The 21,439-nt window shown below is 73.5% G+C and carries 21 protein-coding genes; 13 read left to right on the top strand and 8 right to left on the bottom strand.

The features are described 5' to 3' along the window. Window positions 1–99 precede the first annotated feature (99 nt). Window positions 100–2,340 carry an MMPL family transporter gene (locus J2N69_RS14800; protein ID WP_230901167.1) on the top strand — a complete coding sequence of 747 codons (2,241 nt, stop codon included), beginning with the start codon at window positions 100–102 and terminating at the stop codon, window positions 2,338–2,340. Between the two features lie 25 nt (window positions 2,341–2,365). Here the strand turns inward: J2N69_RS14800 and J2N69_RS14795 are convergent, their stop codons facing one another. Then, window positions 2,366–2,716: an SsgA family sporulation/cell division regulator gene (locus tag J2N69_RS14795; protein ID WP_230901166.1), complete on the bottom strand. Its 351-nt coding sequence runs from the start codon at window positions 2,714–2,716 to the stop codon at window positions 2,366–2,368. Window positions 2,717–2,961: 245 nt separating this feature from the next. Here J2N69_RS14795 and J2N69_RS14790 point away from each other — a divergent pair, with 245 nt between their 5' ends. The 4 genes from J2N69_RS14790 (at window position 2,962) to J2N69_RS14775 (ending at window position 6,931) form a co-directional block, all read left to right on the top strand. Continuing rightward, window positions 2,962–4,101 carry an energy-coupling factor ABC transporter permease gene (locus J2N69_RS14790; protein ID WP_230901165.1) on the top strand — a complete coding sequence of 380 codons (1,140 nt, stop codon included), beginning with the start codon at window positions 2,962–2,964 and terminating at the stop codon, window positions 4,099–4,101. A 1-nt stretch (window position 4,102) separates the two neighbouring features. Next, on the top strand, window positions 4,103–4,864 hold the full coding sequence (gene cbiQ / locus J2N69_RS14785; RefSeq protein ID WP_230901164.1) for a cobalt ECF transporter T component CbiQ: 762 nt from the start codon (window positions 4,103–4,105) through the stop codon (window positions 4,862–4,864). Beyond that, window positions 4,852–5,634, top strand: a complete 783-nt coding sequence (locus tag J2N69_RS14780) for an energy-coupling factor ABC transporter ATP-binding protein (protein ID WP_230901163.1) — start codon at window positions 4,852–4,854, stop codon at window positions 5,632–5,634. Before cbiQ ends, J2N69_RS14780 begins: the two co-directional genes overlap by 13 nt. 130 nt (window positions 5,635–5,764) lie before the next feature. Next, on the top strand, window positions 5,765–6,931 hold the full coding sequence (locus J2N69_RS14775) for a serine hydrolase domain-containing protein (RefSeq protein WP_230904735.1): 1,167 nt from the start codon (window positions 5,765–5,767) through the stop codon (window positions 6,929–6,931). Window positions 6,932–6,936: 5 nt separating this feature from the next. Here J2N69_RS14775 and J2N69_RS14770 read toward each other — a convergent pair whose 3' ends face one another. Both J2N69_RS14770 and J2N69_RS14765 read right to left on the bottom strand, forming a co-directional pair. Continuing rightward, window positions 6,937–7,197 (bottom strand): hypothetical protein, encoded by a 261-nt coding sequence (locus J2N69_RS14770; RefSeq protein WP_230901162.1) that lies wholly within the window; start codon window positions 7,195–7,197, stop codon window positions 6,937–6,939. A 5-nt stretch (window positions 7,198–7,202) separates the two neighbouring features. Further along, entirely contained in the window at window positions 7,203–7,661 is a 459-nt protein-coding gene (locus tag J2N69_RS14765) for a hypothetical protein (protein WP_230901161.1), read from the bottom strand. 90 nt (window positions 7,662–7,751) lie between these two features. Here J2N69_RS14765 and J2N69_RS14760 point away from each other — a divergent pair, with 90 nt between their 5' ends. Continuing rightward, window positions 7,752–8,093, top strand: a complete 342-nt coding sequence (locus J2N69_RS14760) for a PadR family transcriptional regulator (protein WP_230901160.1) — start codon at window positions 7,752–7,754, stop codon at window positions 8,091–8,093. Continuing rightward, a complete protein-coding gene (locus J2N69_RS14755) occupies window positions 8,090–8,746 on the top strand; it encodes a permease prefix domain 1-containing protein (RefSeq protein ID WP_230901159.1) in 657 nt (218 codons plus the stop codon). The genes J2N69_RS14760 and J2N69_RS14755 overlap by 4 nt, the downstream gene beginning before the upstream one ends. Before the next feature lie 85 nt (window positions 8,747–8,831). Here the strand turns inward: J2N69_RS14755 and J2N69_RS14750 are convergent, their stop codons facing one another. The 5 genes from J2N69_RS14750 to J2N69_RS14730 form a co-directional block, all read right to left on the bottom strand. After that, window positions 8,832–9,683, bottom strand: coding sequence for a DMT family transporter (locus J2N69_RS14750; RefSeq protein ID WP_230901158.1), 852 nt, complete (start codon window positions 9,681–9,683; stop codon window positions 8,832–8,834). Continuing rightward, window positions 9,680–10,186 (bottom strand): YbaK/EbsC family protein, encoded by a 507-nt coding sequence (locus J2N69_RS14745; RefSeq protein WP_230901157.1) that lies wholly within the window; start codon window positions 10,184–10,186, stop codon window positions 9,680–9,682. Before J2N69_RS14745 ends, J2N69_RS14750 begins: the two co-directional genes overlap by 4 nt. Window positions 10,187–10,256: 70 nt before the next feature. Next, window positions 10,257–11,975 (bottom strand): penicillin-binding transpeptidase domain-containing protein, encoded by a 1,719-nt coding sequence (locus tag J2N69_RS14740; protein WP_408056729.1) that lies wholly within the window; start codon window positions 11,973–11,975, stop codon window positions 10,257–10,259. Between the two features lie 148 nt (window positions 11,976–12,123). Beyond that, on the bottom strand, window positions 12,124–13,761 hold the full coding sequence (locus tag J2N69_RS14735; protein ID WP_230901156.1) for a penicillin-binding transpeptidase domain-containing protein: 1,638 nt from the start codon (window positions 13,759–13,761) through the stop codon (window positions 12,124–12,126). Window positions 13,762–13,918: 157 nt separating this feature from the next. After that, a complete protein-coding gene (locus J2N69_RS14730; RefSeq protein ID WP_230901155.1) occupies window positions 13,919–15,658 on the bottom strand; it encodes a dolichyl-phosphate-mannose--protein mannosyltransferase in 1,740 nt (579 codons plus the stop codon). A gap of 62 nt (window positions 15,659–15,720) precedes the next feature. Here J2N69_RS14730 and rsmI point away from each other — a divergent pair, with 62 nt between their 5' ends. The 6 genes from rsmI (at window position 15,721) to J2N69_RS14700 (ending at window position 21,386) form a co-directional block, all read left to right on the top strand. Next, complete coding sequence (gene rsmI, locus J2N69_RS14725) at window positions 15,721–16,617, top strand: 16S rRNA (cytidine(1402)-2'-O)-methyltransferase (RefSeq protein ID WP_230901154.1); 897 nt, start codon at window positions 15,721–15,723, stop codon at window positions 16,615–16,617. Between the two features lie 157 nt (window positions 16,618–16,774). Next, on the top strand, window positions 16,775–17,197 hold the full coding sequence (locus J2N69_RS14720; protein WP_230901153.1) for a hypothetical protein: 423 nt from the start codon (window positions 16,775–16,777) through the stop codon (window positions 17,195–17,197). Between the two features lie 72 nt (window positions 17,198–17,269). Next, on the top strand, window positions 17,270–18,145 hold the full coding sequence (locus J2N69_RS14715) for a TatD family hydrolase (RefSeq protein ID WP_230901152.1): 876 nt from the start codon (window positions 17,270–17,272) through the stop codon (window positions 18,143–18,145). Window positions 18,146–18,254: 109 nt separating this feature from the next. Continuing rightward, a complete protein-coding gene (locus J2N69_RS14710) occupies window positions 18,255–19,574 on the top strand; it encodes a resuscitation-promoting factor (RefSeq protein WP_230901151.1) in 1,320 nt (439 codons plus the stop codon). Window positions 19,575–19,629: 55 nt separating this feature from the next. Beyond that, window positions 19,630–20,496 carry a 16S rRNA (adenine(1518)-N(6)/adenine(1519)-N(6))-dimethyltransferase RsmA gene (gene rsmA / locus J2N69_RS14705; RefSeq protein ID WP_230901150.1) on the top strand — a complete coding sequence of 289 codons (867 nt, stop codon included), beginning with the start codon at window positions 19,630–19,632 and terminating at the stop codon, window positions 20,494–20,496. Continuing rightward, window positions 20,493–21,386: a 4-(cytidine 5'-diphospho)-2-C-methyl-D-erythritol kinase gene (locus tag J2N69_RS14700; protein WP_230901149.1), complete on the top strand. Its 894-nt coding sequence runs from the start codon at window positions 20,493–20,495 to the stop codon at window positions 21,384–21,386. The genes rsmA and J2N69_RS14700 overlap by 4 nt, the downstream gene beginning before the upstream one ends. The last annotated feature ends 53 nt before the right edge of the window (window positions 21,387–21,439 follow it).

Here is a 21,439-nt window from a genome sequence, read left to right as displayed (position 1 = left end):
CGCGCCCTCGGGCCCATCCGCCCTGCCCGTACACACCCGCGCCCGCAGTCACCCCTGCCCCGAAGTCACTCACCACGACCTGACCGGGAGTACGCCCACGTGGCCACTTTCCTCTACAAACTCGGCAAACTCGCCTTCCGGCGACGGCACTTCGTCGCCCTGATCTGGCTGGCGCTGCTCACCCTCGCCATGGTCGGCGCGGCGTCGGCGCCCACCGCCGCCTCCAGCTCCTTCTCCATACCCGGCACGGAGGCGCAGAAGGCCTTCGACCTGCTGGAGAAGCGCGCCCCCGAGGCCGCCGCCGACGGGGCGAGCGCCCGTGTCGTCTTCAAGGCGCCCGACGGCGAGAAGGTGACGGACCCGGCCAACAAGGCCGAGATCGTCAAGACCGTCGGCGCCCTCGGGTCCGGCTCGGACCACGTGGCCCGCGCCGACGACCCGTTCCGCGCCAAGACCGTCAGCAAGGACGGCTCCACGGCGTACGCCTCCGTCTCGTACAAGGTCACCTCGATGGAGCTGACCGACGAGGACCGCGACGCGCTGGAGAAGACCGTCGACAAGGCGCGCGGGTCCGGGCTCACGGTCGAGGTCGGCGGTGACGCGCTCCAGGCCATGCCCGAGACCGGCTCCTCCGAGATCATCGGCATCGCGGTCGCCGCGGTCGTCCTCGTCATCACCTTCGGCTCGCTGATCGCCGCCGGGCTGCCGCTGCTCACCGCGCTGATCGGCGTGGGCATCGGCGTCTCGACCATCGCGGCCCTCGCGAACGCGCTGGACCTCGGCACCACCACCTCGACGCTCGCGATGATGATCGGCCTCGCCGTCGGCATCGACTACGCGCTGTTCATCGTCTCGCGCTACCGCGGCGAACTCGCCGAGGGCCGCGACCGCGAGGAGGCGGCGGGCCGGGCCGTCGGCACCGCGGGCTCCGCGGTGGTCTTCGCCGGGCTCACCGTGGTCATCGCGCTGGTCGGCCTCGCCGTGGTCAACATCCCGATGCTCACCAAGATGGGCTTCGCCGCGGCCGGCACGGTCGTCATCGCCGTCCTCATCGCGCTCACCCTCATCCCCGCGCTGCTGGGGTACGCGGGCAAGCGGGTCCTGCCCATGGGGGAGAAGAGCCGGCTGTTCGGCGGCGGCACGAAGGACAGGGCCGCAGGCGAGGACGCCAAGCCGAACATGGGCACCCGCTGGGCCCGCTTCGTGGTCCGCCGTCCGGTCGCCGTGCTGCTCGTCGGCATCGTCGGGCTCGGCGCCGCCGCCATCCCGGTCTCCCAGCTGGAACTCGGCCTGCCGGACGACGGCGCGCAGCCCACGTCCACGACCCAGCGCAAGGCGTACGACCTGGTCTCCGAGGGCTTCGGGCCGGGCTTCAACGGCCCGCTGATGGTGGTCGGCGACCTCAAGGGCGCCGACGACCCGAAGGCGGCGGCCGGTGAGATCACCAAGACGATCTCGCAGCTGGACGACGTCCTGACCGTCGCCCCGCCGATGTTCAACAAGGCCCGGGACACCACGATCATCAGCGTGGTGCCGTCCTCCAAGCCGAGCGGCACCGAGACCGAGGACCTGGTCCACTCGATCCGCGACACGGGCGCGAGGATCACGTCCGACACCGGCGCCGAGATCATGGTCACCGGCACCACGGCCATGAACATCGACGTCTCACAGAAGCTCAACGACGCCCTGCTGCCCTATCTGGCGCTGGTCGTGGGCCTCGCCTTCCTGCTCCTGATCGTCGTCTTCCGCTCGGTCCTGGTCCCGCTCAAGGCGGCCCTCGGCTTCCTGCTCTCGGTCCTCGCGGCCCTCGGCGCGGTCGTCGCGGTCTTCCAGTGGGGCTGGCTCGGCTCGCTCTTCGGCGTGGAGCAGACCGGCCCGATCATGTCGATGATGCCGATCTTCATGGTCGGCGTGGTCTTCGGCCTGGCGATGGACTACGAGGTCTTCCTCGTGACCCGCATGCGGGAGGCGTACGTCCACGGGGAGCGGCCCGGCCAGGCGGTCGTGACCGGCTTCCGGCACGGGGCGCGGGTCGTCTCGGCGGCGGCCGTCATCATGATCGCGGTCTTCGCGGGCTTCATCGGCTCCAGCGAGCAGATGGTCAAGATGATCGGCTTCGGCCTCGCGATCGCGGTCTTCTTCGACGCGTTCGTGGTCCGCATGGCACTGGTGCCCGCCGTCCTCGCGCTGCTCGGCGACAAGGCGTGGTGGCTGCCGAGGTGGCTCGACCGCGCGCTGCCGAACGTCGACGTGGAGGGTGAGGGGCTGCGTACGGAGGCCGCCTCGGACCCCGAGACGGACCCCGAGGCGGACCCCGACCGGAAGCCGGTACGCGTCTGATCCCGCCGGGGGCGATGGCCCCAGGTCAGCGGGTGACCGGGGCGGCGGCGGCCGCATAGGTGCGGCGCAGGAAGCGCATCAGCGCCGAGGCGTCGAACTGGACGACCGTCACCCCGTCGTCCCCCGCGTGGAACTCCACGACCGTCTGGACCCGGCCGCACGGCCAGACGTGTACGTCACCGGCCGTGACCGGGGCCCGCAGGCCCTGTTCGAGCAGCTGCCGGGCGAAGGTCCACTCCCGGTGCCCGGGGAGGCCGATCCGCACCGCGTGCGGGTCGGCCTCCGGGTCGTAGCGCAGGACGACGGGGACGGCGCGGTGGCCCTCGGAGGAGTCCGTGACGAGGTGGGCACGTGCGTACTGCTCGACTGCGGACATCACCGAACTCCTCGTCCCTGCGGGTGCGCGCCGCCATCGACGCCCACTTCCTCACCAATGTCCCATATGTACGCACTTCTTCCTTGGGGTGGCGGTGCGGACCGCGCCCCTCGGACGTAGCCGTATTGGGACCGCAGTGCTCTTGCAAACAGTTCGCAACAAGGCCAATCATTGAACGGTTCACGCCTTGCACGGTTCACGATGAGCGATCTGCCCTGCCAGGGCCCCTGCCCAGGAGCGCGCCCATGCATGTCCCCGACGGATTCATCGATGCCCCTGTCTCCGCCGCGGCCGGGCTGGTCGCCGCGGGCGCGGTGGCGGTCAGCCTCAAAGGCGCCCGGCGTGAGCTGGACGAACGCACCGCGCCGCTCGCCGGGCTCGTCGCCGCGTTCATATTTGCCGTGCAAATGCTGAACTTCCCCGTCGCGGCCGGGACGAGCGGCCACCTTCTCGGAGGTGCGCTCGCCGCCATCCTCGTCGGGCCCTTCACCGGCGTCCTGTGCGTCTCCGTCGTGCTGCTCATGCAGGGCGTCCTCTTCGCGGACGGCGGGCTGACCGCGCTCGGCGTGAACATCTCCGACATGGCGGTCGTCACCACCGTCGTCGCCTACGTGGTCTTCCGCGGCCTGGTGAAGCTGCTCCCGCGCGGGCGCCGCTCGGTGACCGTCGCCTCCTTCGCCGCGGCGCTGCTGTCCGTGCCCGCCGCCGCGGTCGCCTTCACCCTCGTCTACGCCGTGGGCGGCACGACCGACGTCTCCCTGACCAAGGTCGCCACCGCCATGGTCGGCGTCCACATCCTGATCGGCATCGGCGAGGCCGCGATCACCGCGCTCACCGTCGGCGCGGTCATCGCCGTACGGCCCGACCTGGTGTACGGGGCGCGGGGCCTGACCCGGCCGCTGAAACTGCGGGTCGGCGGCGAACTGGTGGACACGCCGGCCGCCGCGCCCGCCGCCGCCCGGTCCACCCGCACGCTGTGGATCGCGGGCATCGTCACCTCCCTCGTCCTCGCGGGCTTCGTCAGCTTCTACGCCTCCGCGAACCCCGACGGCCTGGAGAAGGTCGCGCACGACAAGGGCATCGACAAGAAGGCGGAGGAACACGCCACGGCGGACTCACCGCTCGCGGACTACGGCGTCAAGGACATCACCGACGCGCGCCTCTCCGGAGGCCTGGCGGGCGTGATCGGGGTGGGCGTCACGGTGATCGCGGGCTCGGCGGTCTTCTGGACGCTGCGGCGCCGGAGGTCGGGGGACGCCTCCGCGGCGGCCGTACCGGGGGCGGACGAGGGGGCGGACGCCGTGCCCGAGGCGGCTCCCGCGGCCAAGCCGGCCCCCGCGGGCGACGGCGGCGGGCGGTCACGGACTCCGGGCGGGGAGGTTTGACGTGGGTGCGGGCCACGCCCACCGGCTCTACCGGCACGCGCACTCGCCGGTGCACGCGCTGCCGCCGCACACCAAGCTCGCCGCGGTCTTCTGCTTCGTCGTCGTGGTCGTCTCGACGCCCCGCGAGGCGATGTGGGCCTTCGGGCTCTACGCGGTGCTCCTGGCCGCGGTCGCCCGGGCCGCCCGCGTCCCCGCCGGGTTCCTCCTCAAGCGGCTGCTGATCGAGGTCCCCTTCGTGGCCTTCGCCGTCCTGATGCCGTTCGTCGCGCAGGGCGAACGCGTCGACGTGCTCGGCCTGTCCCTGAGCGTCAACGGCCTCTGGGGCGCCTGGAACGTCCTCGCCAAGGGGACGCTGGGCGTCGCCGCCTCCGTACTGCTCGCCTCCACCACCGAGCTGCGCGAGCTGCTCCTCGGCCTCCAGCGGCTGCGGCTCCCCCCGTTGCTCGTCCAGATCGCCTCCTTCATGATCCGGTACGGCGACGTCATCACGGACGAGATGCGCCGCATGAAGATCGCCCGGGAGTCACGCGGCTTCGAAGCGCGGGGCGTGCGGCAGTGGAACGTCCTCGCCAAGTCCGCCGGGGCCCTGTTCATCCGTTCGTACGAGCGCGGGGAGCGCGTCCACCTGGCCATGGTCAGCCGGGGCTACGCCGGGTCGATGCCGGTCATCGACGAGGTGACCGCCTCGCGCGCGCAGTGGACGTACGCACTGGCCCTGCCGCTCTCCGCCCTCGTCGTCTGCCTGTTGGGATGGACCCTGTGACCTCCACGCCGCCGCCGGCACCCTCGCTCGACGTGGCCGGGCTTGCCTTCGCCTACCCCGACGGCCACCAGGCGCTGTTCGGCGTCGACTTCACCGTCCGGCGCGGCGAGCGCGTCGCCCTGCTCGGGCCGAACGGCGCGGGCAAGACCACGCTCGTCCTGCATCTGAACGGCATCCTGACCGGCGGCGCCGGGACCGTGACGGTGGCCGGGCTGCCCGTCGGCAAGAAGCACATGGCGGAGATCAGGCGCCGGGTCGGCATCGTCTTCCAGGACCCCGACGACCAGCTGTTCATGCCGACGGTCCGCGAGGACGTGGCCTTCGGGCCCGCGGCGGCCGGCCTGCGGGGCCCGGAGCTGGAGGCGCGCGTGCTGACGGCGTTGGGCCGGGTCGGCATGGCGGAGTTCGCCGACCGTCCGCCGCACCACCTCTCCTTCGGGCAGCGCCGCAGGGTCGCGGTCGCCACGGTGCTGGCCATGGAGCCGGAGATCCTGGTCCTGGACGAGCCGTCCTCCAACCTGGACCCGGCCTCGCGCCGCGAGCTGGCCGACATCCTGCGCGCGCTGGACGTGACGGTCCTGATGGTCACGCACGACCTGCCGTACGCCCTGGAGCTGTGCCCCCGTGCCCTGATCCTCAGCGAGGGCGTGATCGCGGCCGACGGCCCGACGGGCGAACTGCTGGCCGACGAGGCGTTGATGAGCGCCCACCGCCTGGAGCTGCCCTTCGGGTTCAGCCCGCGGACGGTGGCGCCCGAGGCTTCGATATGAAGCCTGCCGACGCGCGCGGCCCGGGAATCCTCGGCCCGAAGCCGCTGTTGGCCTGGTCATGAAGGACACCAGCGACATGAGCGGCACCAGCGGCATGAGTGGCACGGACGTCATGAGTGGCACGCACGTCATGGGCGGCGTGCACGGCACGGTGGACGCCGGCTTCGAGCCGGTGCGGGACGCCTTCGTCCGCAACTTCGGTGAGCGGGGGGAGCGCGGCGCCGCCGTCGCCGTCTACCGTGACGGGCGCAAGGTCGTGGATCTGTGGGGTGGCGTGCGGGACGTCGACGGGGACGGGGACACCCCGTGGGAGCCGGGGACCGCGCAGGTGATCCGCTCGGCCACCAAGGGCGTGGCCGCCGCCGCCCTGCTCCTGCTCCACCAGCGCGGCGAACTGGACCTGGACGCGCCGGTCGGTGCCTACTGGCCGGAGTTCAAGGCGCACGGCAAGGACGGCGTCCTCGTACGGCACGTCCTCGCGCACCGCGCCGGGGTGCCCGCCTTGGACCGGCCGCTCACGCCCGCCGAGGCGCTCGACCCGGACCTCGCCGCCGCCGTGGTCGCCGCGCAGGCTCCGTTCTGGGAGCCGGGCACCGGCCACGGCTACCACGCGCAGACCTACAGCTGGCTCACCGGCGAGCTGGTGCGGCGCGTGACGGGCAGGGCCGTGGGGGAGTGGATCGACGCCGAGATCGCCCGGCCGTACGGCCTCGGCCTCTGGGTGGGACTGCCGGAAGCGGAAGCCGCGCGGGTGGGCCGGATCGGCCGCATCGAGCCGCCCGCCGCGCCGGGCGGCCTGCGGACCCGCCCCAAGCGGAACGTGGCGCAGGCCTACGCCGACCCCGCGTCGCTGACCCGCCGGGCCTTCGGCGCCATCGACCCGCTGCCGGACGAGAACGACCCGGCGTACCGGGCGGCGGCCCTGCCCGCCTCCAACGGCATCGCCACGGCGGACGGCCTGGCACGCTTCTACGCCGCGCTGACCGGCGAAGTGGACGGCGCGGCCCCGCTGTTCACCCCCGAGACGGTGGACGCCGCCCGCGCCGAGGCGTCGGCGGGCCCCGACCGCGTCCTGGTCGTCCCCACCCGCTTCGGCCTCGGCTACATGCTGCACGGCGGCGCCTCCCCGCTGCTGGCCCCCGGCTCCTTCGGCCACCCCGGCCGCGGCGGCGCCCTCGGCTTCGCCGACCCGGAGTCGGGCATCGCCTTCGGCTACGTCACCAACGGCATGAACAAGGGCGTGACGGCCGACCCCCGCGCCCAGGCCCTGGTCAGGGCTCTGCGCGAGGCGCTCTAGGCCCGTCACCCGGCGTCGGCCCGGCCGTCCCCGATCCGCCGCAGGACGAGCAGACCGCCGAGGCCGGGGACGAGGGCGCGCCACCGGGTGCCCGGCGCCGCGGCCGACGGCACCATCCACGTGGCCGCGATGACGACGAGATACGCCGTGCCGTGCAGCGGGCCGAGGAGCGCGGAGAGCGCCGGCGCGTGGACGGTGAAGAGGTTGCCGAGCAGCAGGACGAGCGAGGCGGCCTCGGCGGCGGCCGCGATGCGGAGCGTGCGCACGCCGCTCACGCTCCCGTCGTGGAGCCGGGGCGGACGATCATCAGGACCACGACGACCGCCCAGAGCAGGTTGAAGACGCCGGTGAGCATCGTCAGCCGGGCGGCGACGGGCCGCGCCGCCTCGACGTCCCCGGGCGCCTCGGCCAGCGTGAGCAGGGTCCGCTGCCCCGGCAGGACGGCCAGCGCCAGCAGGGCCGCCGCGCCCGCGGTCAGGACGAGCGAGACGATCAGCCACGCGTCGCCGAGGACGCCGAGCCGCGCCCCGGTGGCGATCCCGAACACCGGCACGGCGATACCGGCGACCGCGTAGCCCCGGCAGACCCGGTGCAGCAGCGCGGCCACCCCCGGCCCCTCGCCGCCGATCGCCCGCAGCGCCTGGCGCGGGAACATCGAGGCGGCCACGGTGATCGACCCCACGGCCAGGATCGCCACGAGCACGTGGACGGACAACAGCAGTTTGGTCACGCCGGACCTCCGGGGAGCGGGACTGAGGACTCATGTGTTGGCTGCCAATACATACACTGCCTACGGCGGTTTTGTGTAGGCTGCCTACTCATGAAGGCGGATGCGGTGCGAGGGCACCTCGACGGACTGCTGCTGGCCGTACTGGAACCTGGCCCCCTGCACGGGTACGCGATCATCGCCGCCGTGCAGCGCCGCAGCGGCGGCGCGCTGGAGCTGCGTACGGGCACGATCTACCCGGCCCTGAACCGCCTGGAACGGCTCGGCCTGCTGAGCAGCAGCTGGCAGTCCTCCGGCGAACGGCGGCGCAGGTGCTACGAGTTGACCGACGCGGGCCGGGCCACCCTGGCCGGTGAGCGCGCGGCGTGGGCCGAGTTCACCGAGGCGATCGGCTCCGTCCTGAACCCCGGCCCGGCACCCGGGCTCGCCGCATGAGCCCCGCCGACCGCCTCGTCCAGGCGTACGCGGCCGACCTGACCGCCGCGCTGCACGGCCCCGCCAAGGCCAAGTCCCGCCTCGTCGAGGAGGTACGGGACGGCCTCGCGGACACGGCCGCCGCGTACGCCGACGCCGGGCTGTCCGAGGAGGAGGCGGCCCGCCGGGCGGTACGGGAGTTCGGCACGGTCGGCGAACTCGCCCCCAGCTGCCAGCGGGAGCTGACCGTCGCCCAGGCGCGGCACACCGCGCGGGCCGTCACGCTCACCGCGCCCTTCCTGCTCGGCTGCTGGTACCTGGCAAGGACCGCGGGCCACGACCCCGCCGTCGCCCGGCTGCTCGCCGTCCACCTCGCCTTCGTCGCGACCGTGGCCGCCCTGCTCGCCGCGGCGACCCTGGCCGCCACCGGCAGCCTCGCCCGCCGCCTCCCGACACCGCAACGCCTGCCGCTGATCGTCGCCTGGGCGGGCACCACGGCCAGCGGAGCCATGGCCGCCGCGACGCTCGCCCTGGCCGCCGCGGCGGCGCTGGCCACGGACTGGACACTGCTCGCCTTCGCCGGGGCACTGGCAGCCGCCGCACACGCGGCGATCGCGCCCTCGGCCCGCACCTGCCGCCGCTGCGCCCGCCTACCGGAACCGACGCCCGGCTGACGTGACGCCGCCCAGCGGGTTACGGCCGCCACCGGGTACGCAGCCGCCCCCCGGCCACGCGGCCGCCACCCCCTCCACGCGCCCCCTACCCCGCGTGCAACATCAACCCGATCCCCGCCACCATCAACCCCGCCGCCACCAGCCGTGGCGCGCCGAAGCGTTCCTTGAAGAAGATCGCGCCGATCGCCGCGCCGACGATGATCGAGGACTCCCGCAGCGCGGAGATCGGTGCCAGCTCCGCCTTCGTCTGCGCCCACAGGACCAGGCCGTACGCGGCGACGGACAGGGCCGCGCCGAGCAGGCCCACCGCGGCGAACGGACGCAGGCGCGCGGTCAGTTCGCCCCGCCAGCGGTACGTCGCGTAGAGCGGGATCGCCATGCCCTCCAGGATCATCAGCCACGCGATGTACCCCATCGAGGAGCCCGACGCCCGTACGCCGAGGCCGTCCACCACCGTGTACGCCGCGATGGAGACGCCCGTCGCCAGGGCCGCGCCGAGCGCCGGCCAGTCCGGGCGGCGCCCCGATCCCCGTATGCCCCACAGCGCCAGGCCCGTCAGCCCCGCACACGAGACCGCGACGCCCGCCGCCTGCCAGCCGTCCGGGATCTCCCCCGCGAAGACCGCCGCGAGGACCGTGACCACCAGCGGCGCGGTGCCGCGCGCGATCGGGTACGCCTGGCCGAAGTCGCCGAGCTTGAACGACCGCATCAGCAGGGCGTAGTAGCCGACGTGAATGAGCGCGGAGAGGACCAGGTAGGGCCAGGCCCCCGCCGCGGGGAGCGCGACGAAGGGGGCCAGGAGCAGGCCGATCAGCGCGCCGCCGCCGGAGATGAGCGTGAACCCCACCAGCTTGTCCGTGATGTGGTGGGCGATCGCGTTCCAGCTGGCGTGCGTGACGGCGGCGAGCAGGACCGCCGCCGCGACCAGCGGCGTCACTCCGCGCTCTCGCGCACGTCCACCACGGCGCCGCCCGCGTGGGCGATCAGCGCCTTGGGGTCGATGGGGAAGACGGCGTACGGGGTGCCCGCCGCCGCCCACACCTCGTCGTGGTCGAGCAGGGAACGGTCGGCGAGCACACGGGTCCTGGTCGCGTGGCCGAAGGGCGGCACGCCGCCGATCGCGTAACCGGTGGTCTCCCGGACCACGTCCGCCCTGGCGCGCGTGACCTTCTCCGCGCCCAGCTCCCGACGCACCAGCTCCACGTCGACCCGCGACGCGCCGTCCATCAGGACCAGGACGGGCACCCCGTCCGCCGCGAAGATCAGCGACTTGCAGATCTGGCTCAGCTCGCAGCCGATCGCGGCCGCGGCCTCCTGCGCGGTACGGGTCTGCTCCGGGAAGCGGCGGACCCGGGGCAGCAGATCGCCGAGGCCCAGTTCCCGCAGGGCCTCGGCGAAACGGGGGTGGGCGTCGGATGCTCGGGGTGCGGTAGCGCTCATGCCCGGCACGCTAGCGGTCCGTGTACCCGCCACGCGACCAGGTATCGGGGCTTGCCTCCCGGCCGCGCCCTCAGCCCCCGGCCAGCAGCATCGCCCGGACCAGCGGCCCCGCCGACTCCCCGCCGTGTCCGCCCTCCCGCACGACCGCCGCCGACGCCAGGTCACCCCGGTACGCCGTGAACCAGCCGTTCGGCTTCTTCTGGCCGTCGACCTCCGCCGAGCCCGTCTTCGCCCCGGAGTCGGCGCCGAGGCCCCGCATCGGCTGCGCCGCGGTGCCGGCCACCGCCGTGTGGTGCATGAGCTCCCGCAGGGCCGCCGCCGTCGCGCCGGACATCTTGCGCGGCGCGGTCGCGAGCGTGCGGTCGTCGACGTCCGGCGAGACCAGGTAGGGCTGGCGGAACGTGCCGGACTTCACCGTCGCCGCGACCGACGCCATGTTCAGCGGGTTCATCCGCACCCCGCCCTGCCCGATCAGCGACGCCGCCATCTGCGCGTCCGCCTGCACCGGGACCGCGCCGTCGAAGGACGGCACACCGATCGACCAGTTGTCGCGGCCGAGACCGAAGACCTCCTGCGCCTGCCGGGTCAGGGAGTCGTTCTCCAGCTTCTTGGCCTGGCTGATGAAGGCCGTGTTGCAGGAGCGCGCGAAGCTCGTCCGGAACGTGCCGTTCTTGATCTGGAACTTGTCGTCGTTCTGGAACTTCCAGCCGCCGTACGTCGAGTACTTCGGGCACGGGTGCTTCTTGTCCACCCCGGCGAGCTTCTTCTCCAGCAGCATCGAAGAGGTGACGACCTTCATGGTGGAGCCCGGCGCGAGTGAGCCCTGGAAGGCCATGTTGAAGCCGGTCGGGTTGGAGTTGGCGGCGGCCAGGATCTCCCCGGTGCTCGGCTTCACGACGACCACGGACGCCTGCTTCCGCTTGGCCGTCTCCCGCTCCGCCGCGGCCTGGAGTGAGCCGCTGAACGTCGTCTTCAGCGTCCCCGGGGTGCCGGGCGCGATCGTCAGGAGCGTCTTGTCGGGCACCGACTTGGCGTCGTCCTTGGACGTGGTGTCGCCCGCGCCCTTCGCGGGCTTCTTGCCGTCGGCCCGCACCACCCGCAGCTCGATGCCCGCCGTGCCGCCCGCCTTCTTGCCGTACTTCTCGCGCAGGCTGTCGAGCACGGCGCCGAGCGAGGGGTACTTCGCCGCGGTCAGCTCCGCGCCCGCGCGGTCCACCGCCTTGATCGGCGGGTCGCCCGCCTCACCGGTGACCAGGCGGTCCCCTTGCCGCAGTTCGGGATGGAGCACCGCGGGGCGCCAGTCGACCAGCGTCGCGCCGTCGCTCTTCCTGCGCACCACCGTCAGCTCCGACGCGTACGCGTACGGCTTGCTCACTCCCTCGTACGACACCATGGCGGCCGCCTTGAACGGCACCTCGGTGCCCGACCGCCTGCCCGGTGTCAGCCGCACCTTCGTGAGACGGGCGTCCTTGCGGTAGGACGTCAGGGCCTTCTTCGCCGCCGCACGGTCGTCCGTCAGCGCGGCGGCCCGCGCCACGTCGCCCTCCGCCCACGCGGCGAGGAAGTCCCGCGCGGTGGTCCGCACCTCGGCGGAGGTGGGCGGCCCCGTCGGCACCTGCTTCTCGCCCACACTCCGTTCGCCGGACCCCACCCCGCCGGAGAGCGCGAACGCGGCGGCTCCCATGCCGCACACGACGACGACAGCCGCCCCGGCGAGCACGCCCCGGCGCACCCGCACGCCCCGCAGTCCGACGCTCTTGCGCTCAGTGGCGCGCCTTCGCTTGCCCACAAACCCTCCGCAATTCCCCAGAGCCCCCAAGCTCCTCACCGGAAGGCCACCTTAGAGGCGCACGGAGAAGCCCTCGACCACTTTCCCGCCCGGCCGGACGGCCGCCCACCGGGCCCTCTACCCTGCGGGCCCCTGATCCCCGGGCCCACTACCCCGCGCGCAGGACGTCCGCGACGATCGGGCCCGCCGCGTCACCGCCGTGCCCGCCCTGCTCCGTCATCGCGGCGGCCGCCACATCGCCGCGGTAGCCCGTGAACCAGCTGTCGGACTTCGCCTGGCCGTCCCGCTCCGCCGACCCGGTCTTCGCGCCGATGTCCCCGGTCAGGCTCGCCATGGCGCGCGCCCCGGTGCCGCCGACCGCCGTGCGGTGCATCATCTGCCGCAGCTGCGCGACCGTGGGGGCGGGCAGCCCCCGGGCGGTGGCCAGTTCACGGCCGTCGAGGGAACGCGGCACGATCACCGGCTGCCGGAAGCTGCCCGTCATCGCGGTGGCCGTGACCGAGGCCATGTCCAGCGGGCTCATCAGGACCTTGCCCTGCCCGATGGCGTTGGCGGCGCGGTCCGGGCCCGGGGAGGGCGGGACGGCACCGTCGAAGGAGGGCACACCGACCTTCCAGTCGCCCCTGCCCAGGCCGAAGTTGTTCTGCGCCACCTCGGTGAGGGAGGCGTCGGTCAGCCCGTCCTCGTCGATGAGCTTCACGAACGCGGTGTTGCAGGACCGCGCGAAGCTCTCCGAGAACGTCGCGGACTCGTTCGGCACCATGCCCGTGAGGTTGTGGAAGGTCTGGCTCTGCCAGGTGGCGTCCGCCGGGCAGGGCGCGGGCCCGGCCGCCTTGGCGACGCCCTTGTCGATGAACATCGCCGCCGTGACGATCTTCATGGTCGAGCCGGGGGCCACCTTGCCGAGGAACGCCGCGTTGAAGGCGTCCTTGCGGTTGTTGGCGACCGCGAGGACCTCGCCCGTGCTCGGCTTCAGGGCCACCACCGACGACTCGTCGTACCGCAGCACCGCCCGCTCCGCCGCCTTCTGAAGCCCCGCGCTGAGCGTCGTGGACAGCGTGCCCGCCTTGCCCTTCTTGAGGGTGAGCAGCGTCTGCGTCACCGCCTCGGGGCCCCCGCCCGCCGGCCGCACGTACAGATCCACGCCCGGTGTGCCGCCCGCCTTGGCGCCGTACTTGGCCCGCAGCGCGTCCAGCATCGGGCCGAGCGAGGGGTAGTCCCTGGTGCGCAGGGGAACGCCCGCGCGGTCCACCGTCTTCAGGGGCGGCGCCGCGGCCTTGCCCGTCACGAGGCGGTCGCCCTTCTCCAGGGAGGGGTGCAGGACGCTGTCCGACCAGTCGACGAGCGCGCGTCCGGTGGTCTTTCCCCGCACGACGGTGAGCCGGGAGTCGTAGGCGAACCGCTGGCTGTGCCCCTTGTAGGAGACCGTCGCCGAGACGGAGAACGGCACATGCGGGCCGGACGTCCGCTTCGGCGTCAGCTTCACCTCGGAGATGTGCGCGTCCTCGCGGTAACCGGTCAGGGCGCGCTCGGCCGACGCGTCGTCGTTCGTGTACCCCGCGGCCCGCCGGGCGTCGCCCGCCGCCCACGCGTCGAGGAACTCGCGCGCGGTCTCCCGGACCTCGCCTCCGGTGGGCGGCCCGCTCTTCACGGGGGCCGGACCGGCACCGGCCGAACCGCCGTCCCCGGTCACGTCGTTCACCAGGCTGTACGCGCCGAATCCGGCACCCCCCACCATGGCGGCGAAGACCCCGCCGACCAGAGCGGCCTTAGCTCCTCTGCGCACGATGCGCTCCCCTCCCCGGGAGCCTTCCCGAAGGAGAGGTCCGGGAAGGCTCTTTCGTCCGGCACCTTATGGGGGTGGAGGGAAAATCGGGACGTCCGTTATCCGAAGGTGTCCCGCGGCGGCCAAAGGTGTCCGAAGGTATTCGGTGAGCCGCCCCTCACACCCATGTATCCAGCCACATGCGCGAACGCCAGGAATCGATCGGAATCGCGGTGCCGGTGTAGATGGGCCAGAAGTAGATGAAATTCCACAGGACGAGCAGGACCAGCACACCCGACACCGCGGCCCCCGCCACCCGGCGCCGCTCACTGGAGCCCGCGGGCCCCAGCAGCGCGCCGATCAGCATCGCCACCGCCAGGCACAGGAACGGCACGAACACGACCGCGTAGAAATAGAAGATGGTCCGCTCCTGGTAGAAGAACCAGGGCAGATAACCCGCGAGCACCCCGCAGGCAATCGCGCCCGCCCGCCAGTCGCGCCGGAAGAGCCAGCGCCACAGGACATAGAGCAGGGCCAGCCCGGCGAGCCACCACAGCAGCGGCGTGCCGAGCGCGAGGACCTCGCGGGCGCACTTCTCCGTGGTGCCGGCCGGGCAGCCGTCCTTGCCGGGCAGCGGCGACTCGTAGAAGTACGAGACGGGGCGGCCGTCGACGATCCAGCTCCACGGGTTGGACTGGTAGGTGTGCGGCGAGGACAGGCCCACGTGGAACTCGTAGACCGCGTGTTCGTAGTGCCACAGGCTGCGCACCCAGTCCGGCAGCCACGTCCAGCCGCCGCCCCGCCCCGACGTCGCCGCCCAGTCGCGGTAGTAGCCGCCGGAGCCGTCCGCCGGGGAGAGGATCCAGCCGAGCCAGGACACCACGTACGTCACGAGCGCCACCGGCACCGTCGACACGAACGCCGGGAGCACGTCCCGCCGCAGCACCGCGCGGTAGGGCCGGTCCGCCCCGGCGACGCGGCGCGCCCCGACGTCCCACAGCACCGTCATCAGGCAGAGGAAGACCATGACGTACAGGCCGTTCCACTTGGTGCCGAAGGCCAGGCCCAGGCAGAGTCCGGCCGCCCACCGCCAGGGCCGCCACCCCAGGCGCAGCGTCTCGGCGACGTGCGCGTCGGCGCGGATGATGCCGTCCTCGTCGACCGGCAGCGCCGCCGCCAGCCTGGCCCGCGCGTGGTCCCGGTCGATGAGGAAGCACCCGAAGGCGGCGAGCACGAAGAACATCAGGACCTGGTCGAGCAGCGCCGTGCGGCTCATCACGAAGTGCAGGCCGTCCACCGCCAGCAGCGCGCCCGCCAGGCAGCCGAGGAACGTGGAGCGGAAGAGCCGCCGCCCGATCCGGCACAGCATCAGCACGGAGAGCGTGCCGAGCACCGCCGTCATGAACCGCCAGCCGAACGGGTCGAAGCCGAACAGCCACTCGCCGAGGCCGATCACGTACTTGCCGACCGGCGGATGCACCACGTACGCCGCGTCGTGCGGGATGGCGATGTCGCTGCCCTGCCGCAGCACGTCGTCGTTGATCTTCTCCGGCCAGTTGACCTCGAAGCCGCGGTGGATGAGCGCCCACGCGTCCTTCGCGTAATACGTCTCGTCGAATATCACGGCCTTCGGGTTGCCGAGGTTCCAGAACCGCGTCACCCCGGCGACGAGCGCGACCAGCAGCGGACCCGCCCACGCCGACCAGCGCACCAGCCGGTCGGCGGCCGGCTTCGCCACGCCGAGCGTCAACCACAGGCGGGGCCCCGGCTCGGTGTACGGGGGCACCAGCCGCGCCGTGATGTCCGCCGGGGGGCGCGCCGCGTAGCCGAATCGGCGCAGCCGCCGCGGCCACGAGGGCTGCTGCTCCTCGGCTGCCTGGCCCTCGCGGGTGTCCGGGGAAGACGCGGTACTGGTCACCGCGCCATCGTAGGGAACGCGACTGTGCGAGTCCCGCTGGTGGGCCCTGCGAGGATGGAACCGTGACAGGAAGCGCAGATTCCCCCGGAACCCTCGTGTTGGCAGGCACTCCCATCGGCGATGTCGCCGACGCGCCGCCACGGCTCGCCGCCGAGCTGGAGTCGGCCGACGTCGTCGCCGCCGAGGACACCCGGCGCCTGCGCCGGCTCACCCAGGCGCTCGGCGTGCAGGTCGGCGGCCGTGTCGTCTCCTACTTCGAGGGCAACGAGACCGCGCGCACCCCCGAGCTGGTCGAGGCCCTCGTGGGCGGCGCGCGCGTGCTGCTCGTGACGGACGCGGGCATGCCGTCGGTCTCCGACCCCGGCTACCGCCTGGTCGCCGCTGCCGTGGAGCGGGACATCAAGGTGACCGCCGTGCCGGGCCCGTCGGCCGTGCTCACCGCGCTCGCCCTGTCCGGGCTGCCGGTCGACCGCTTCTGCTTCGAGGGCTTCCTGCCGCGCAAGGCGGGCGAGCGGCTCTCCCGCCTGAAGGAGGTCGCCGAGGACCGCAGGACGCTCGTCTACTTCGAGGCCCCGCACCGCATCGACGACACGCTCGCCGCGATGGCCGAGGCGTTCGGCGACGAGCGCAGGGCGGCGGTCTGCCGCGAGCTGACCAAGACGTACGAAGAGGTCAAGCGCGGCTCGCTCGCGGAGCTGGCCGCCTGGGCCGCCGACGGGGTACGCGGCGAGATCACCGTCGTCGTCGAGGGCGCCCCCGAGAGGAGCGCGGCCGAACTCGGCCCCGGGGAGCTGGTGCGCCGGGTGCTGGTGCGCGAGGAGGCGGGGGAGCGGCGCAAGGAGGCCATCGCCGCGGTCGCCGCCGAAGCGGGCCTTCCCAAGCGCGAGGTATTCGATGCCGTCGTCGCGGCAAAGAATGCGGCTCGAAGCGGCCCATCGGAAGGCAAAGGACTATCGTGAAAGGCAAAGCGCGGGCCGCGCACGAGGCTTGTTTCCTATGGAATGACCAAAACGGTCTCAACGCTCGACAGGTCTGATGCGCTCGCTCCGGGAAAGGCGTCCACTGGTCGTGGGGACGCGCGGTGCGCTTGTCCCCCGGACAAGAGGAGCAGCTGGCATGAGTGAGATCGCAGGCACCGGCCACCCCCACACGGCACTCGACGTGGTGCACGAGTCCTACGCGTTCGCGTGCATGCGCTGCGGGCACGGCTGGGAACAGTCGTACGAGATAGAGCACCACGTGGACGCCAGGGGTCAGGAGTTCGTGCTGTACCGCGCGGACGGCCACCACGTGCCGTCGCCCCTGTCCCGCCCCACCTGCCTCAACTGCGGCGGCCACGTCGTGCGGATCATGCGCGCGGGGCAGGTGTCGTCGGTCCTCGACATGATGCGCCGTCAGCACGAGACCGCGCCGGCGGGCGCGACGGAGTCCGACGTGCGGGCCGCCGGGCCGGGACCCGTGCCGGTGCCCGCCGCCCGCGAGCACCACTGGCACCTGTCCGACCTGCTGCACCCCTTCCAGCACCGCAAGGCACGCTGAGACGCACGCGCGAGCAAGGGTGGGCGAGGCGCACCCGCCCGGCAAGGCCCGCCGCTTCGTAGGATCGGGGGCATGCCTTCGAAGAACGCCGACGTCCCGCCGCCCCTGCCAGCACCGCTCGGGGTGGCGGTCGCCGACTCCCACACCCACCTCGACATGCAGTCCGGCACGGTGGCGGAAGCGCTCGCCAAGGCCGCCTCGGTGGGTGTCACGACGGTCGTCCAGGTCGGCTGCGACGTACGCGGCTCCCAGTGGGCGGCGGCCACCGCCGCCGAGTACGACGCCGTGCACGCCGCCGTCGCCCTGCACCCCAACGAGGCGCCCCGCATCGTGCTCGGCGACCCCGACGGCTGGTCCCGGCAGGGCGCGCGCGAGGCGGGCGGCGAGGCCGCGCTCGACGAGGCGCTCGCCGAGATCGACCGGCTCGCGGCGCAGCCCCGGGTGAGGGGCGTCGGCGAGACCGGCCTCGACCACTTCCGCACCGGCCCGGAGGGCATGGCCGCCCAGGAGCGGTCCTTCCGCGCCCACATCGAGATCGCCAAGCGGCACGGCAAGACCCTCGTCATCCACGACCGCGAGGCGCACGCGGACGTGCTGCGGGTCCTGAAGGAGGAGGGCGCCCCCGAGCGCACCGTCTTTCACTGCTACTCCGGGGACGCCGAGATGGCCCGGATCTGCGCGGAGCACGGCTACTTCATGTCCTTCGCGGGCAACGTCACGTTCAAGAACGCGCAGGGGCTGCGCGACGCGCTGGCCGTCGCGCCGCTGGAGCTGGTGCTCGTCGAGACCGACGCGCCCTTCCTCACGCCCGCCCCCTACCGCGGCCGGCCCAACGCCCCGTATCTCATCCCGGTCACCGTGCGCGCCATGGCCGCGGTCCGCGGCATCGACGAGGACGCCATGGCCGCGGCCCTCGCCGCGAACACCGCACGCGCCTTCGATTACTGACCGGTCACCGGCCGATAACGTAACGACGCTCCGTAGCCGGTCGGCTTTGGAGAGTGACGACGGCTCCGCTAGGTTCTGTCCGCCCGGTCCGGACCTCTGGAGCGTCATCGTGAGCAACGCGCAGTACGAGACGTATGAAGCGCCGTATGAGCCGTACGACCCGCCGTGCGACGTGCCGTGCGAGCCGGCCGAGCCGTACGGCCGGCCGTACGTGCCGGGCCAGGCCTCCGGCCCACCGTCCGATGCGCTGCCCGGCGGCGGCCGGGCCGAGGCGCGGCGGGCCGCCCGCGGCCGGAAGGCATCCCGGGGCACCGGCGGCCCCAGGACCTCCGAGCGGGCCGAGACGCTGCGGCGGCTGGTGCCGCAGGCCCTCGTCGTGGCCTTCCTCGCCGGCGGCACCTCCGCGTTCGTCGCCGACGACAAGGCCATCCGGCTGAGCGTCGACGGCGAACCGCGCACCCTGCACACCTTCGCCGACGACGTCGGTGAACTCCTCGCCGACGAGGGAGTCGCCGTCGGCGCCCACGACATGGTGGCGCCCGCGCCCGGCACCGCCCTGGCCAGCGGCGACGAGATCGCCGTGCGCTACGGCCGGCCCGTCCACCTCACCCTCGACGGCGAGCCGCGCGAGGTGTGGACCACGGCCCGCACCGTCGACGGCGCGCTGCGCCAGCTCGGGGTGCGCGCGGAGGGCGCGCACCTGTCGGCCTCGCGCAGCCGCCGCATCGGCCGGGCCGGGCTCGACCTCGCCGTCCGCACGGAACGCACCGTCACGATCATGGCGGACGGCCGGGCGCGCACCATCCGCACGAACGCGGCGACCGTACGGGAAGCCGTCGAGGAGGCCGGCGTCACCCTGCGCGGACAGGACACCACGTCGGTGGCGCCCGGCAGCTTCCCGCGCGACGGACAGACGGTCACCGTCATGCGGATCACCGGGTCGCGGGAGGTGCGGGAGGAGGCGATCCCCTTCCGCGTGCGGCGGACCGAGGACCCGACGCTGTTCCGCGGCACGGAGGTCGTCGCGCAGCCCGGACAGCCGGGCGCCCTGCGCGTCACGTACGCGCTGCGCAGCGTCAACGGCGTCAAGCAGCGGCCGCGGCGCCTCGGCTCCGAAGTGGTGCGCGCGCCGCAGGACCGGATCGTGAAGGTCGGCACCAAGCCGAAACCGCAGTCGGTGACCGGCGCGGACGGGCTCAACTGGGGCGCGCTCGCCCGCTGCGAGTCGGGCGGCCGGCCGGGAGCGGTCGACCCGTCGGGCACGTACGGCGGGCTCTACCAGTTCGACACGCGCACCTGGCAGGCCCTCGGCGGCCGGGGCCGCCCCCAGGACGCCTCGGCGTCGGAACAGACCTTCCGCGCGAAGAAGCTGTACGTGCAGCGGGGCGCGAGCCCGTGGCCGCACTGCGGGCGGCGGCTGCACGGCTGACGCTCCCACCGGAGCAGCGGCGGGGCCCGGGGACCACGCCACGTAACCTTGAGCCGTGAGCACTGAGCACGGCGCCCTCCTCGGCCCCGCCGACATCCGCGAACTGGCCGCTGCCCTGGGCGTACGCCCCACCAAGCAGCGCGGCCAGAACTTCGTCATCGACGCCAACACCGTGCGGCGCATCGTCCGCACCGCGGAGGTCCGCCCGGACGACTGCGTCGTCGAGGTCGGCCCGGGCCTCGGCTCCCTGACCCTGGCCCTGCTGGAGACCGCGGCGCACGTCACCGCCGTCGAGATCGACGACGTGCTCGCCGCCGCGCTGCCCGCCACCATCGTGGCCCGCCTCCCCGAGAAGGCCACCTCCTTCGCGCTGGTGCACAGCGACGCCATGCTGGTGCGCGAGCTGCCGGGCCCGGCCCCGACCGCGCTCGTCGCGAACCTCCCGTACAACGTCGCCGTCCCCGTCCTCCTGCACATGCTCGACACCTTCCCGACCATCGAGCGCACGCTCGTGATGGTGCAGGCCGAGGTCGCCGACCGGCTCGCCGCCGCCCCCGGCTCGAAGGTGTACGGCGTGCCGTCCGTGAAGGCCAACTGGTACGCCGACGTCAAGCGCGCCGGGTCCATCGGGCGCAACGTCTTCTGGCCCGCCCCGAACGTCGACTCCGGACTCGTCTCCCTGGTGCGCCGCGCCGAGCCGGTGAAGACCACCGCGTCCAAGCGCGAGGTCTTCGCCGTCGTCGACGCCGCCTTCGCGCAGCGCAGGAAGACGCTGCGGGCCGCCCTGTCCGGCTGGGCCGGGTCGGCCGCCGCCGCCGAGGCCGCCCTGGTCGCCGCCGGGGTATCGCCCCAGGCCCGCGGCGAGTCCCTGACCGTGGAGGAGTTCGCCCGCATCGCCGAGCACAAGGAGGCCGCCGCGTGAGCGCGAGCGTGACGGTACGGGTCCCCGCCAAGGTCAACGTCCAGCTCGCCGTGGGCGCCGCTCGCCCCGACGGCTTCCACGACCTCGCCAACGTCTTCCTCGCCGTGGGCCTCCACGACGAGGTCACCGCCACGCCCGCCGACACCCTCCGGGTGACCTGCGAGGGCCCCGGCGCGGACCAGGTCCCCCTGGACCGTACGAACCTCGCCGCCCGCGCCGCCGAACTCCTCGCCGCGCGGCACGGCATCGCGCCCGACGTCCACCTCCACATCGCCAAGGACATTCCCGTCGCCGGCGGCATGGCGGGCGGCAGCGCGGACGGCGCCGCCGCGCTCGTGGCCTGCGACGCGCTGTGGGGCACGCACGCCTCCCGCGCGGAACTGCTCGACATCTGCGCGGAGCTGGGCAGCGACGTGCCGTTCAGCCTGGTCGGCGGGGCCGCGCTCGGCACCGGGCGCGGCGAGAAGCTCCAGCCGCTGGAGGTCGGCGGCACCTTCCACTGGGTGTTCGCCGTCGCCGACGGAGGGCTCTCCACGCCCGCCGTCTACCGCGAGTTCGACCGGCTCACCCCCGACGCACCCGCCCCCGAGGCGTCCCCGGCGCTGCTCGAAGCCCTGCGCACGGGCGACGTCGAGGCCCTCGCCGCCACGGTCAACAACGACCTCCAGCCCGCGGCGCTCTCCCTCTTCCCCGCACTCCACGACACCCTCGCGGCGGGCACGGCGGCGGGCGCCCTGGCCGCCCTGGTCTCGGGCTCGGGCCCGACGACGGCGTTCCTCACGGCCGACGCCCCCTCCGCCCAGAAGGTGGCCGACGCCCTGACGGCCTCCGGCACATGCCGCACGGCCCGGGTGGCGACGGCACCGGCACCGGGCGCCCAGCAGCTGTAGCCCCGGAAGGGGCGCGGGGAACTGCGCGCCCAGCCACGACGCACCCGCACCCG

The organism is Streptomyces huasconensis (genome assembly GCF_021028635.1).
Taxonomy (GTDB): Bacteria; Actinomycetota; Actinomycetes; order Streptomycetales; family Streptomycetaceae; genus Streptomyces; species Streptomyces huasconensis.
This window is presented reverse-complemented; position numbering and strand designations above follow the sequence as displayed.